Origin of the sequence: Pseudomonas sp. RtIB026, from assembly GCF_016861355.2 — a bacterium.
Classification (GTDB): Bacteria; Pseudomonadota; Gammaproteobacteria; order Pseudomonadales; family Pseudomonadaceae; genus Aquipseudomonas; species Aquipseudomonas peradeniyensis.
Window position 1 is genome coordinate 2,488,425 of sequence record NZ_AP023348.2, and the last position, 12,535, is coordinate 2,500,959.

The window sequence follows — 12,535 nt, forward strand, 5'->3', positions numbered from 1 at the left end:
ATTAGTGTAAAGCAGCGAGTGGGGGCCGAAGACGTTGCGAGCCGTTCGCCTGCAAGCCTGGCCCACTGATGAACCTTTCATGACAAAACGTCGGTAGCAAAGCGCCACCCCCGTCAAAGCCATGGATACCGACAAGGCATCTGGCCATCAGGCCGGTCGAGCCTTGGGGAACGGCCTGGGAGCGGGGCGATGGGGACTATGGAACGCTACACGAAGGTGGGAATGCAGGAGCTTGACCAGCGCCTGGCGAAGATCGTCGAGGCCGCGCGCAAGCAGCCGGTCTCGGTCTACCGCTACGGCGCGCCCTGGGTCTGGATCGTCTCCCAGGAAGACTGGCAGGGCGCCCTGCGCGAGGTGGCCAGTTGCGTGCCGCCCGGGCATTCGCTGGCGCTGCTCAAGCCGCGCATCGAAGCCTTGCTGGACGAGCACCGGACCGCGCTGGCCCTGCTGGCCGAACAGCAGGGCATGATCATCGCCCCGCACACGCTGATGCATGTGTTGCTGCTGCAACTGCTGTATTCGGTGCCCAGTGAGAAGCAGCTCTACGAGCAACTCAACTACAACCTGCTGTTCCGCTGGTTCGCCGGCCTGGAACTGAAGTCGCGGGTGTGGAACTTCAGCCTGTTCAGTCATGACCTCGGTGTGCTGCTGGGCAGTGCCATGGCCGTGTCACTGCTGCAGCGCATGGTCGACGAGGTGCTCGGCGCAAGCTTGCAGGCCATGCCCGAGTTCAGCCTCAACCTGGCCCTGCTGCACAGCTGGCTGGCACGTCACCAAGGTCAGGCCGCGCCTGACGCAAACCACTAGAAACCCAACGAATTCCTGGCGCTCAAGGGGGCGGTGTGGAGCATTTTTTCTTCAAGCGATGCGGCATGGGCGCAGGGCTGCTGGCGTGCCTGTTGGCGGGCAACGTGGCCGCCGACGAGGCGCAGCGCCGGGTCGAGATCAACGAGTACGTGGTGCGCGGCAATACGGTGCTCGACGCCCAGGCCATCGAAGAGGCGGTCTATCCCTACCTGGGGCCGGACAAGACCCTGGCCGACCTCGAAGGCGCCCGCGAGGCCCTGCAGAAAAGCTACCAGGCCCGTGGCTACCAGTCGGTGTTCGTCGAGCTGCCCGAGCAGAAGGTCGAGGGCGGCGTGGTCTACCTGCAAGTGAGCGAAACCAAGGTCGGCCGCGTGCGCGTGGTAGGTGCCAAGCATTACTCGCCGTTGGAGATCCGTGAGCAGGTCCCGGCGCTGGAGGAGGGCAAGGTGCCCGATTTCGCCCAGGTGCAGGACGAACTGGCCGCGCTCAATCGCACCCCGGGCCGGCAGGTCATGCCGCTGGTGCGCGAAGGGCAGCGCCCGGGCACCATGGACGTCGACCTGCAGGTCGAGGACAAGCAGCCCTGGAACCTGAGCCTGGGCCTGAACAACGACCACAGCGCCGACACCGAGAAGCTGCGCAGCGTCGTCAGCCTGGGCTACAACAATCTCTGGCAGGCCGGCCACAGCGTCTCGCTGAGCTGGTTCACCGCACCCCAGGACCGTGACAATGCCGAGGTCTGGTCCGGTTCCTACGCCGCGCCGCTCAATGAGCGCTGGACCGTGCAGTTCTCCGGCTACCACTCCGACAGCAACGTCGCCACGGTGGGCGGCACCAACGTCCTGGGCAAGGGCCATTCCTACGGTGTTTCGGCGATCTACAACCTGCCCGGCGTCGGTGCCTGGGCCAACGCCCTGTCGATCGGCGTGGACTTCAAGGACTTCGACGAGCAGGTCGGCCTGGGCGGCAGCAGCGACAAGGTCCCGCTCAAGTACGCCCCGATCACCCTGGGCTACACCGGCTACCGCTTTACCGAACAGGACCAGCTGAGCCTGGGCCTGAGCCTGGTGGCCGGCACCCGCAGCCTGCTGGGCTACGGCAGCGACGACGCCGAGTTCGACTACAAGCGCTACCGCGCCGATTCCAGCTTCGCCGCGCTCAAGGGCGACGGCAGCTACACCTTCGACTTCGCAGGCTCCTGGCAGAGCGCCTCCAAGCTGGCCTTCCAGCTGGCCTCGGGGCCACTGGTGTCGAACGAACAGTTCGCCGCCGGCGGCGCCACCTCGGTGCGCGGCTATCTGGCCGCCGAGCGCACCGGGGACGACGGCCTGCTGTTTTCCCAGGAGCTGCGCACCCCGTCCATCGGCCGCTACGTCGGCAGCTACATCAGCGACTGGCGCTTCTACCTGTTCGCCGAAGGCGCCCAGCTGCGCCTGCAGGACGCGCTGCCCGAGCAGGACGACCGCTACAGCCTGGCCAGTGTCGGCGTCGGCACTCGCGCCACGCTCAACGACTGGCTGTCCGGCAGCGTCGACTGGGCCGTGCCGCTCAAGGATGGCCCCAACACCGACAAGAACGCTTCCCGTGTGCACTTCAGCGTGCAGGCGACCTTCTGAACTCACTGACCGGCATCGACCTGGAGACCTCTCATGCAACGCCTGATATTGACCTTGCTGCTGTGCCTGGGCTTCGCCCTGCCGGGCAGCGCCAGCGCCTGGTGGCAGGACGACTGGATGTACCGCAAGCAGATCGCCGTGGACACCACGCCCCAGGGCGCCGGCCTGACCCAGGCGCTGGGGCGCACCGCGCTGCTGGTGCGCCTGCATACCGGCAACTTCAGCTTCGACGGCGTCAGCGAGACCGGCGCGGACATCCGCTTTGTCAGCGCCGATGACAAGACGGTACTCAATCACCATGTCGAGCAGTTCGATCCGCTGATGGGCATGGCGCTGATCTGGGTGGACGTGCCCCGTATAGAAGCGGGCCAGCGCCAGGACCTGTGGATGTACTACGGCAACCCGAAAGCCCAGGCGCCTGTCGGCCAGCCCAGCTTCGACGCCGACTACACCGCGCTCTACCACTTCGACGGTGCCACCGCCCGCGACGCCAGCCCCTATGGCAATCCGTTGCAAGGGCCGACGGTGAGCGTCGACGGCGTGATCGGGCGGGCCATCCAGCTCGGCGGCCAGGGCCTGCAACTGCCGGCCAGCGCCTCGCTGCAGTTGCCGGCAGGTGCGGCGTTCACCTTCAGCGCCTGGCTGCGCCAGGACCAGGCGGTGGGCGAGCAGTTGCTGCTGGCCCGTCGCGAGGCCGGCCACAGCCTGCTGCTGGGCCTGGCCCAGGGCGTGCCTTTCATCGAGGTCGACGGCCAGCGCGCCAGCGCCAATCAGGCCGTGAGCGCCGGTCAGTGGCAACACCTGGCCCTGGTGGGCGAGGGCGGCAACCTGAGCCTGCTGCTCGAAGGCCAGCCGGTGGCGCGCCTGGCCGCCAGCCTGGCGGCCTTCAGCGGTGCCATCGGCGTCGGCGGCGACCTGCCGGCGACCGAAGGCGAGGCGGCCAGTCAATTCGCGCCGTTCGTGGGCGCCCTGGACGAACTGCGCCTGTCCCGCGTGGCCCGCAGCCAGGCCAGCCTGCAGGCCGACGTACTGGCCCAGGGCGCCGAGTCGCGCCTGGTGGTGTACGGGGTCGACGAGGAGCAGTCAGGCTTCGGCTTCGGCGGCCTGGGCTTCCTGCTCAAGGCGGTGCCGGTGGACGCCTGGGTGATCATCGCCATCCTGGTGCTGATGATGGTGCAGTCGTGGGTGATCATGCTGCGCAAGCAGCGCACCCTCAACCGCGTCACCGCCGCCAACACTCGCTTTCGCGAGCGCTTCGCCACGGTCGGCACACGCCTGGAGCAGTTCGCCGACGATCAGGACCTGCATGCGCGGCTGACCGACTCCTCGCTGTGGCGCCTGTACCTGGTGGCCGTGCAGGAACTGCGCACCCGCCGCGCCCAGGGCGCCGACACCCGTGAAGTGTCCGCAGCCACCATCGAGGCCATCCGCTGCTCCATGGACGGCGTGCGCACCCGCGAGAACCAGGCGTTGTCGTCGAAGCTGTCGACCCTGTCCAACGCCATCGCCGGCGGCCCCTACATCGGCCTGCTGGGCACGGTGCTGGGGATCATGGTGGTGTTCCTCGGCACCGCCATGGCCGGCGACGTCAACATCAACGCCATCGCCCCGGGCATGGCCGCGGCGCTGCTGGCCACCGCCATGGGGCTGTTCGTCGCCATCCCCGCGCTGTTCGGCTACAACCGCCTGACCACGCGCAACCGCGAGGTCAGCGCCGACATGCGGGTGTTCGTCGACGAGTTCATCACCCGCCTGGCCGAATTGCACGGCGAGGGCCAGGCCGGTGAAGCGGCGATGCGTCCGGGCGGGCGCAGCGTCAACCCGTCGGTTCCGGCGTGAGGGCGCAGCCATGGCATCCGTGAACAACGCCCATGACGACGACGCCGACGCCGCGGTCGACAGCATCAACATCACCCCGCTGGTGGACGTGCTGATGGTGGTGCTGGTGATGTTCATCCTCACCGCTACCGCGCAGGTTTCCGGGATCCAGGTGCAGTTGCCCAAGGCCAGCGCCACGGTGTCGCTGGCCCAGCCCAAGACCAAGGCGATCTCGATCAACGACGCCGGCCAGGTATTCCTCGACGCCTACCCGGTGACGCTGCAGGAGCTGGAGGACCGCCTGCGCAGCGAGAAGGCGCGCAATCCCGACTTCCCGCTGATCGTGCGCGGCGACGCGGGCGTGCAGTACCAGAAGGTGGTCGAGGTGCTCGACCTGCTGCGCCGTCTCGAGCTGGCCCAGGTCGGGCTGGTCACCGGCAAGCCGAACCAGGGATGAGCACAGGCATGGAACGTACAACCAACCCCCGCCGCCTGCTGACCTGGGCCGTGCTCGCCGTCGCCGGCGCGGGCCTGGCCTGGCTGCTGTGGCAGTGGGCCAACGACATGGCCGGGGTGCGCCGCGAGGCGCCCAAGGTGCCGGCGATCATCCCGTTGCCGCCCCCTCCGCCACCACCCCCGCCCGAGCCGCCCAAGGAGCCCGAGCCGCCGGTCGAGGAGAAGATCGTCGAGCCGCAGCCGGTGCCCGAGGCCGAGGAGGTCAAGCCTGCCGAGGAGGCGCCCGACCCGGCCCAGGACCTGGCCGAGCCGATGCAGATGGACGGCGACGCGCAAGCAGGCGGCGACAGCTTCAACGTCGGCGCCGGCAAGGGCGGCGGCATGGCCGGTGGCGGCGGTGGGGGCCTGGGCAGCGGTACCTACAGCCAGTACCTGGCCTACGCCTTCCAGCGCCTGCTGCGCGACAACCCCGAGCTGCGCAACCTGGTGTTCAACCTGCAAGCCGAGATCTGGCTCAGCGCCGCCGGCGAGATCACCCGTGTCGAGTTGCTGCGCGGCAGCGGCGAGCCGGAGGTGGACGCCCAGGTGCTCGCCGCCCTGCGCGGTGCCGGCGCCCTCGACCAGCGTCCGCCCGCCAACCTGACCTTGCCGGTCAAGATCGCCCTGCAGGGGCGCCTGCCATGAACAACGAAGCACGACTGACCCACAGGAGTTGCAAACCCATGAAGTGCCCAGTCAACCGATTGACCCTGGCGCTCGGCCTGCTGGCCGCTGCCACCGCGGTCGGTCCGACCGTCGTCCACGCCGCGCCGTCGGAGAACGCGACCGTCAACCTGATCCGCCTGTTGGTGGAGCAGGGCGTGCTCAAGCAGGACAAGGCCGATGCGCTGATCGCCCAGGCCGAACGTGAAGCCCAGCAGGCGCACGTCGCCGGCAGCGCCGCGCCGATTGTCGCCCAGGCCCCGGCGGCCAACGGCGAGGTGCGCGTGCAGTATGTGCCGGCGATCGTCCGCCAGCAGATCCGCGACGAGATCAAGGCCGAGGTGATGAACACCGCCAAGCAGGAAAACTGGGCCGCGCCCAACACCTTCCCCGACTGGGCCTCGCGCATCAGCTTCGACGGTGACCTGCGCCTGCGCTACGAGTCGCGCTCGTACGCCGACGGCAACAGCAACGAGATCGTCGATTTCGCCAAGCTCAACGAAAAGGGCCCCTACGACGTCAACCCCAACAGCAGCTCGAGCCTGCCGCCCTTGCTCAACACCCGCGAGGACCGCGACAGCCTCCTGCGCCTGCGGGCGCGCTTCGGCCTCAAGGCGCAGTTGGCGGAAAACTGGGTGGCCGGCATTCGCGTCGCCACCGGCTCCAACAACAACCCGGTCTCGACCACCCAGAACCTCGGTGGCGGCTTCGGCAAGAAGGACATCTGGCTCGACCAGGGCTACGTCACCTGGACGCCGAGTGAGCGCCTGACACTGACCGGCGGGCGGATCGCCAATCCGTTCATGTCCACCGACATCCTGTATTCCCACGACCTCAACTTCGACGGCGTGGCGGCGCTGTTCGACCAGCCGCTGGGCCGCGACCTCAGCCTGTTCGGCACCGTCGGCGCATTCCCCGTGCAGTACAGCGACGACAACGCCACCAGCAACGGCTTTGACAAGGAAGACAGCGACAACAAGTGGCTGTACGGCGCGCAACTGGGCGCGAAATGGGCGCTCAACGACAACAACCGGCTCAAGGGCGCGATGGCCTACTACCGCTTCGATGACATCGCCGGCGAGCGCTCCAGCCCCTGCGCCCCGTGGGACGGCCAGCCGGCCTGCGACAGCGACGAGAGCCGGCCGACCTTCATGCAGAAGGGCAACACCGTGTTCCTGCTGCGCGACATCACGCCGAACCCGGCCAACCCGACGGCCACGCCGCAGCCGCAGTTCGTCGGCATTGCCTCGGAATTCGAGCTGCTCGACCTGAACCTGGTGTGGGACGCCGACCTGCCTCATGACTTCAAGCTGCGCAGCCAGGCCAACTACATCCACAACCTGGCCTACGACGAGGGCGACATGCGCAAGCGCTCGGCCGGACAACTGGCCAACAACCTCGACGAAAACGGCAATATCAAGAGCGGCGGCGACGCCTGGATGCTCCAGTTCACCCTGGGCAACGCCCTGGACATGCGCAAGGCCGGCGACTGGAACCTGTTCGCCGGCTACAAGCGCATCGAGCCCGACGCGCTGCCGGACGGTTTCAACGACTCGAGCTTCCACCTCGGCGGTACCAACGCCAAGGGTTATTTCCTCGGTGGCAACTACGGCCTGGCCGACAACGTCTACGCTACAGCCCGTTGGTTGAGCAGCGAGGCGGTCTACGGCGCGCCGTTTGACATCGATGTGCTACAACTTGAAGTCAACACGCGGTTCTAGGGAAGGAGCACGGGCATGAACAAGGGAGCTTATCGCCACCGCTGCGCCTGGTTGATGCTGGCCCTGGGCGCAAGCCTGGCGGCCTCGGCGTCGGCCGAGACCCTCGAGGAACGCCTGCGCGCCCAACTGCGCAGCACCACGCAACAGCTGCAGGCCCTGCAGAGCGAGCAGGCCCAGGCCAGCGCCGCCCGCCAGGCGGCCGAGCAGCAGCGCGACGCGGCCCAGGGCCAGGTGCGCGAACTGACCGCGCAACTGGCCAAGGCCCGCGGCCACAGCGAGCAACTGGCCGGCCAGCAACAGGCCGTGCACAGCCAGGCCCAGGCGCTGGTGGCCAGCAGCAACGAACAACTGCACAAGTACAAGCAGGCCTACGACGAGCTGCTGGCGATGGCGCGCACCAAGGAAAGCGAGCGCGCCACCCTGCAGGCGCAGCTGGGCGAACGTGATGGCCAGGTGCAGCAATGCCAGGCCCGCAACCAGCAGATGTACGGGGTGGCCAAGGAGATGCTGGCCGCCTACGAGAAGGTCGATATCGCCGATGTCATGAAGATGCGCCAGCCGTTCGCCGGTGGCGCCCGGGTCAAGTTCGAGGAACTGGCCCAGGCCTACGGCGACAAGCTCTACGAAAGCCAGTTCGACGCCCCCAAGGGCGTGACCCAGTGATGTTTTCTCAACGCAAGGAAGTAAGCACATGACCGAAGTCACCCTGATCGAAACCGTTAGCGCCGACTCCCTGACCCAGTTGCTGCAGGATGCCGGCTGCCGGGTCAACCGCACCGAGCAGAACGCCGTGGTGCAGTTGCTCAGCGCCAGCCAGGGCGTGGGTTATGCCGTTCGTTTCGGCAACCGGGCCGCGGGCAAGGAGGGCGAATTCCTCGACTTCACCTTCAGCTGTGCCCTGCGTATCCAGGGCGAGCTGCCGGCGGGCCTGGCCGAGCACTGGAATGCCAGCCGGCGCTTCGCCCGCCTGTCGGTGCAGGGCGAGTTCCTGGTGATGGAGCAGGACGTGGTGGTCGCCGATGGTGTCAGTCAGCAGCACCTGCTGGGCAGCCTGGTGCTGTGGGACCGGCTGCTGCAGGAGCTGATCGTCTATCTGCGTGACTACAGCCGTAATGTGGCCGACCAGCAGAAAGCCCAGGTCGCCCACGACCAAGAGCGCGCCTCGTGACGGCGCGCACTCTCTGGGCCGGCGCTGGCGCGCTGGCCATTGTCGCGGTGGCGGTCGCCCTGGCCTTGCGCCCGGGCGACGAGCCGGTGGCGGCGGCGCGTCCGGCGTCGCCCGCCGCCCTGGTGGCCACCGACAACGGCCCGGTATTAGCGCGCCTGGGTGAGCAACAGGTCGGCAGCGGCGAACTCAAGGCGCTGTTCGCCCAGTTGCCCGAGGAAGCCCGTGCCAGCCTGCGCGGCGATCGCCCGGCACTGGAGGCCTGGATCCGTGCTCGCCTGGCAGAAAAGGCCCTGTACCAGCAGGCCGAGGCCCAGGGCTGGTTGCAGCGCCCGGAAATCCAGGTGCAGACCCGCGCGGCCACCGAGCAGATCGTCCTGCGCGACTACCTGAACTCAGTGAGCAAGGTGCCCGACGACTACCCCGGCGAGGCGGAGCTCAAGCAGGCCTATGAGGCAGGCAAGGCCGGTTTGCAGCTGCCGGTGCGTTACCGCCTGAGCCAGATCTTCCTGCGGGTGGAGAACCCCAGGGACGACGAGGCCGTGCGCAAGCAGGCCCAGGCGCTGGCCAAGCAGGCCCAGGCTGCGGATGCCGACTTCGCCGCGCTGGCCCGCGAGCACTCCCAGGATGCCGGCACGGCCGCCGGCGGTGGCGACACCGGCCTGCAGGCCCTGGCGCAGTTGTTGCCCGAGGTGCGTGGGGTGGTGCCAAAGCTCAAGGTGGGCACGGTCAGCGAACCGGTGCAGAGCGCGGCGGGCTACCACATCATCAAGCTGGTCGAGCAACAGCCCGCCCGGGCGGCGACCTTCGAGGAGGTGGCGCCACGCCTGCGTGAGTTGTTGCGGGCCCAGCGCCAGGAGCAGGTGGCCAAGGCCTATGTCGAGGGCATGTTCGACACCGCCACCCTGAGTATCGATGGCGCGGCGCTGAATCAGGTGCTGGAGAGCAGCAGCCGCTAGTCGCCAACAACCATGGAAGAACCGGGCCTGCCCAGGCGGGCCCGCGGGAGGCGAGGAATGCCGATCGATCTGCCCCGGGGGCGAGCCCCGGATACCGCCGTGCCTGTCGTTCGTCCCCAGGTGCCGCTGGCCCTGGACGAACAGACCCTGAACTGTTTCCTGGTCACCGCGCGCTGCGGCTGCTTCATGCAGGCGGCGCGGCGACTCAACCTCAAGCCGGTGGCCCTGCGCAAACGCCTGGCGGCGCTGGAAGCGCGCCTGGGCTACAGCCTGTTCTTCAACCGCAACAACAACCCGGTGCTCAGCCAGCAGGGCGAACGCTTGCTGCAGATACTCCAGGCGCGCGAGCCGGTCGTGCCGCTGCCGCGAGAGCAAAGCGCCAGCGTGCGCCTGGCCGTGGCCGAACCGCTGCTGCAGGACCTGCTGGGCCGCAACCTGATCAACTTCGTGCGCCAGCATGCCGGCATGCGCCTGGAGGTGGCCACCCTCGACGGTCGCCAGGTACCCGAACAGGTTGCCGATGTCGCCCTGTGGTTGGGCGACGCCAGCCACGGTGCCCGCGCCGGCAGCTTTGCCGGTGCCGCCCCCGAGGCCCTGGCCACCCTCGAGTACCTGCCGCATATTGCCAAGCGCTACGCCCGCGAGGCCAACCGACCGACCAGCCTGGCGGACCTGCAGGACTACATGCTGGTGCAATGGCAGGGCGAGGTAGGTGTGCAGGCGCTGATGCCCTGGCAGGCATTGCTGCGCACGCGCTCGGCCGGGGTGACCCAGATCGAGGATTACGAAATGTACTGCCAGCTGATCAAATGCAGCGCCAGTGTCGGCTTGCTGCCGCATTATGCGACGCACCTGGACCGTGGATTGCTGGCCCTGCCGGGCCTGTTCCGCGAGCCGATGCGGCGGCGGGTGTGGCTGGCGGTCAACGGGCAGACCGAAGGTGATCCGCTGGTGCAGGTGATGGTCGGGGCGATCCGGGCGGCGTTCGAGGAACGCCGCGAATGGTTCGCCAGCCTGTAGGCGGGCGGCTTATCCCGCCTTGCGCAGCGTGAGGTTGATCCGCCGCTCGCCCATGCGCGGGTGCACGCCCGGCTTGATCGGCAATACGCCATGAAAGCGCAGGCGGTCCTCGCCACCCCAGACGAGCACATCGCCGTGGCTCAGCGGGATGTGCCGGGGGCGGTCCGAGCGTTGCAGCCCGCCGAACAGGAATACCGCAGGCAAGCCCAGCGAGATCGAGACGATCGGCTGCCCGTAGTCCTGTTCGTCGCGGTCCTGATGCAGGCTCAGGCGGGTACCGGGCAGGTAGTGGTTGACCAGGCAGGCATCGGCCACGAAGCCATCGAAGCCCGCCTGCGCGGCGGCGCGGGTGGCCAGGTCGACCAGCAGCGGGGGCAGGGCGGGCCAGGGTTTTGCGCTGACCGGGTCGATGGGGGTGTAGCGGTAGCCGTTCTCGTCGCTGACCCAGCCCAGCGCGCCACAGTTGGTCAGGGCCACGGCCATGCGCAGGCCGCCGGGGGTGTGCATGTGGCGAAACGGTGCCGCGCGCAGCACCGGGCGCAGGGCGTCGAGCAGGGCCTCGAGTTCGGGCAGGGCGAAGCCGGGCAGCAGCAGGGTATGGCGCGCCAGGCGCTGGGGGTGGGGGTCGAAGAGATCGAGGCTGGACTGGATCATGTCTGGAGGCTGCTGCCTGGGGAGGGGGCCATTATATCCTCCCGAGACAGCAGTTGGCGGTGGTCCACCTGGGAAAACCTGGGCAATGCTCGGGATTGTCCTCTTCGCGGGTACTACGCCAACGTGTAGGAGCGGCCTTGTGCCGCGAAAGGGCTGCAACGCAGCCCCAGGATGTCAGCACCGACGCAGAAATTGCCGGGGCCGCTATGCGGCCCTTTCGCGGCACAAGGCCGCTCCTACAGGTTGGCGTAGTACCTGTGGGAGCGGGTTTACCCGTCTATCGCCAGGTCAGTTCTTCGACTTCGAATGCCGCCAGCCCTGGTCAAGGAACGCAAACACCACCACCAGCACCCCGGCCACCGCCAGGATCAACGCCACGCCATCGGTGGAATGAGTCGCCGAACCAGCCACCAGCGCCAGCCCGCCCAGCGGCGCCAAACCGCCGGCCACGGCGGTACCGACCTCGCGCCCGGTGCCGAACCCCGACGAGCGCGTCTGGGTCGGGAACTGGCGACTGAGGAACGAGCCCTGCGGGGCGAACATCATCGGCGCCAGGATCCCGGTGCCCACGGCGATGGCCAGGTAGATCATCATCGGCTCGCCGGTCGACAGCAGTTGCAGGAACGGGTAGGCGAACAGCGCCGACAACAGCCCGCCGAGCATCAGAACGGTCTTGCTGCTCCACTTGTCGCACAGCCAGCCGAAGAACGGCACGGCAAAGATCGCCACCAGGCTGGCCAGGGTCACCGACAGCGAGGTGACATGGGCCTCGACGCCCTTGAACTGGGTCAGGTAGGCCAGCGAGAAGGTCTTGAAGATGTAGCTCAGGGCGTTGTAGCCCACGGCCACGAAGAACACCACCGCCAGGCCCTTGAGGTCATTCCTGAACAGCAGCTTGAGCGGCGACACCTGCGGCTTGTCGTCGGCCTTGTCCAGTTCCTTGAAGTCCGGGGTCTCGGGGATGCTCTTGCGCACCCACAGGCCTACCGCCACCAGGGCGATACTGGCGATGAACGGGATGCGCCAGCCGCCGGCCAGCAGGAACTCGTTGCCGTTCATGGTCAGCAGGTACACGGTCAGCGACGACAGCAGCAGGCCCAGGTTCAGCCCCAGCGCCGGCCAGGCGCCCTGGCTGCCGCGCTTGCCTTCGCTGGCGTGCTCGTAGGAAGTCACTGCCGCGCCGGACAATTCGGCGCCGGCGCCCAGGCCCTGGATGATGCGGATGATCACCAGCAGGATCGGCGCCCAGATGCCGATGGTGGCGTAGCCGGGGATCAGGCCGATCAGCATGGTGCACAGACCCATCATGCAGAAGGTGATCACCAGCACGTGCTTGCGCCCGAAGCGATCGCCCAGGTAGCCGAACAGCACGCCGCCGAAGGGTCGGGCGATGAAGCCGATGGCGAAGGTGGAGAACGCCAGCAGCGAGGCCACCGCCGGGTTGCTCGGGTCAAAGAAGATCTTCGAGAAGACGATCGCCGCCATGGTGGCGTAGAGGTAGAAGTCGTACCACTCCAGCATCGAGCCGAAGATGGTCGCCGCCGCCACCTTGCGCAGGCGCTTGCGTTGCTGTTCGGGGGTTTCGCTCGCGGCCAGGGCCGTCTCGTGTACCGACAT

The 12,535-nt window shown here is 67.9% G+C and carries 12 protein-coding genes; 10 read left to right on the forward strand and 2 right to left on the reverse strand.

Translation table 11 applies throughout. The features are described 5' to 3' along the window. Window positions 1-198 precede the first annotated feature (198 nt). From PRtIB026_RS11325 to PRtIB026_RS11370, 10 genes are all read left to right on the forward strand, one after another. Complete coding sequence (locus PRtIB026_RS11325; RefSeq protein ID WP_203647499.1) at window positions 199-807, forward strand: transposase; 609 nt, start codon at window positions 199-201, stop codon at window positions 805-807. Window positions 808-872: 65 nt separating this feature from the next. Continuing rightward, window positions 873-2,423, forward strand: a complete 1,551-nt coding sequence (locus PRtIB026_RS11330; protein ID WP_244670917.1) for a ShlB/FhaC/HecB family hemolysin secretion/activation protein — start codon at window positions 873-875, stop codon at window positions 2,421-2,423. 33 nt (window positions 2,424-2,456) lie between these two features. Continuing rightward, complete coding sequence (locus PRtIB026_RS11335; protein ID WP_267813821.1) at window positions 2,457-4,262, forward strand: DUF2341 domain-containing protein; 1,806 nt, start codon at window positions 2,457-2,459, stop codon at window positions 4,260-4,262. Window positions 4,263-4,272: 10 nt separating this feature from the next. After that, window positions 4,273-4,698, forward strand: a complete 426-nt coding sequence (locus PRtIB026_RS11340; RefSeq protein ID WP_050707632.1) for an ExbD/TolR family protein — start codon at window positions 4,273-4,275, stop codon at window positions 4,696-4,698. A gap of 8 nt (window positions 4,699-4,706) precedes the next feature. Continuing rightward, window positions 4,707-5,381, forward strand: a complete 675-nt coding sequence (locus PRtIB026_RS11345) for an energy transducer TonB family protein (RefSeq protein WP_267813822.1) — start codon at window positions 4,707-4,709, stop codon at window positions 5,379-5,381. Between the two features lie 38 nt (window positions 5,382-5,419). Continuing rightward, window positions 5,420-7,120: a putative porin gene (locus tag PRtIB026_RS11350; RefSeq protein ID WP_203647497.1), complete on the forward strand. Its 1,701-nt coding sequence runs from the start codon at window positions 5,420-5,422 to the stop codon at window positions 7,118-7,120. Between the two features lie 15 nt (window positions 7,121-7,135). Next, the gene (locus tag PRtIB026_RS11355; protein ID WP_203647496.1) at window positions 7,136-7,783 is read left to right on the forward strand and encodes a DNA repair protein; all 648 of its coding nucleotides are present in this window, start codon (window positions 7,136-7,138) and stop codon (window positions 7,781-7,783) included. 28 nt (window positions 7,784-7,811) lie between these two features. Further along, window positions 7,812-8,288, forward strand: a complete 477-nt coding sequence (locus PRtIB026_RS11360) for a YbjN domain-containing protein (protein WP_203647495.1) — start codon at window positions 7,812-7,814, stop codon at window positions 8,286-8,288. Then, window positions 8,285-9,244 carry a peptidylprolyl isomerase gene (locus PRtIB026_RS11365; protein WP_203647494.1) on the forward strand — a complete coding sequence of 320 codons (960 nt, stop codon included), beginning with the start codon at window positions 8,285-8,287 and terminating at the stop codon, window positions 9,242-9,244. The genes PRtIB026_RS11360 and PRtIB026_RS11365 overlap by 4 nt, the downstream gene beginning before the upstream one ends. Window positions 9,245-9,301: 57 nt before the next feature. Further along, on the forward strand, window positions 9,302-10,264 hold the full coding sequence (locus tag PRtIB026_RS11370; RefSeq protein WP_203647493.1) for a LysR family transcriptional regulator: 963 nt from the start codon (window positions 9,302-9,304) through the stop codon (window positions 10,262-10,264). 9 nt (window positions 10,265-10,273) lie between these two features. Here the strand turns inward: PRtIB026_RS11370 and alkB are convergent, their stop codons facing one another. Both alkB and PRtIB026_RS11380 read right to left on the reverse strand, forming a co-directional pair. Then, complete coding sequence (alkB, locus tag PRtIB026_RS11375; RefSeq protein ID WP_198744761.1) at window positions 10,274-10,918, reverse strand: DNA oxidative demethylase AlkB; 645 nt, start codon at window positions 10,916-10,918, stop codon at window positions 10,274-10,276. A gap of 288 nt (window positions 10,919-11,206) precedes the next feature. Next, the gene (locus PRtIB026_RS11380; RefSeq protein WP_203647492.1) at window positions 11,207-12,535 is read right to left on the reverse strand and encodes an MFS transporter; all 1,329 of its coding nucleotides are present in this window, start codon (window positions 12,533-12,535) and stop codon (window positions 11,207-11,209) included.

Coding starts and splice junctions, on each gene's coding strand:
- PRtIB026_RS11380 (WP_203647492.1), bottom strand. CDS start 12,535: ATGTCGGTACACGAGACGGCCCTGGCCGCGAGCGAAACCCCCGAACAG.
- PRtIB026_RS11355 (WP_203647496.1), top strand. CDS start 7,136: ATGAACAAGGGAGCTTATCGCCACCGCTGCGCCTGGTTGATGCTGGCC.
- PRtIB026_RS11330 (WP_244670917.1), top strand. CDS start 873: ATGGGCGCAGGGCTGCTGGCGTGCCTGTTGGCGGGCAACGTGGCCGCC.
- PRtIB026_RS11370 (WP_203647493.1), top strand. CDS start 9,302: ATGCCGATCGATCTGCCCCGGGGGCGAGCCCCGGATACCGCCGTGCCT.
- PRtIB026_RS11325 (WP_203647499.1), top strand. CDS start 199: ATGGAACGCTACACGAAGGTGGGAATGCAGGAGCTTGACCAGCGCCTG.
- PRtIB026_RS11335 (WP_267813821.1), top strand. CDS start 2,457: ATGCAACGCCTGATATTGACCTTGCTGCTGTGCCTGGGCTTCGCCCTG.
- PRtIB026_RS11345 (WP_267813822.1), top strand. CDS start 4,707: ATGGAACGTACAACCAACCCCCGCCGCCTGCTGACCTGGGCCGTGCTC.
- PRtIB026_RS11360 (WP_203647495.1), top strand. CDS start 7,812: ATGACCGAAGTCACCCTGATCGAAACCGTTAGCGCCGACTCCCTGACC.
- PRtIB026_RS11340 (WP_050707632.1), top strand. CDS start 4,273: ATGGCATCCGTGAACAACGCCCATGACGACGACGCCGACGCCGCGGTC.
- alkB (WP_198744761.1), bottom strand. CDS start 10,918: ATGATCCAGTCCAGCCTCGATCTCTTCGACCCCCACCCCCAGCGCCTG.
- PRtIB026_RS11350 (WP_203647497.1), top strand. CDS start 5,420: ATGAAGTGCCCAGTCAACCGATTGACCCTGGCGCTCGGCCTGCTGGCC.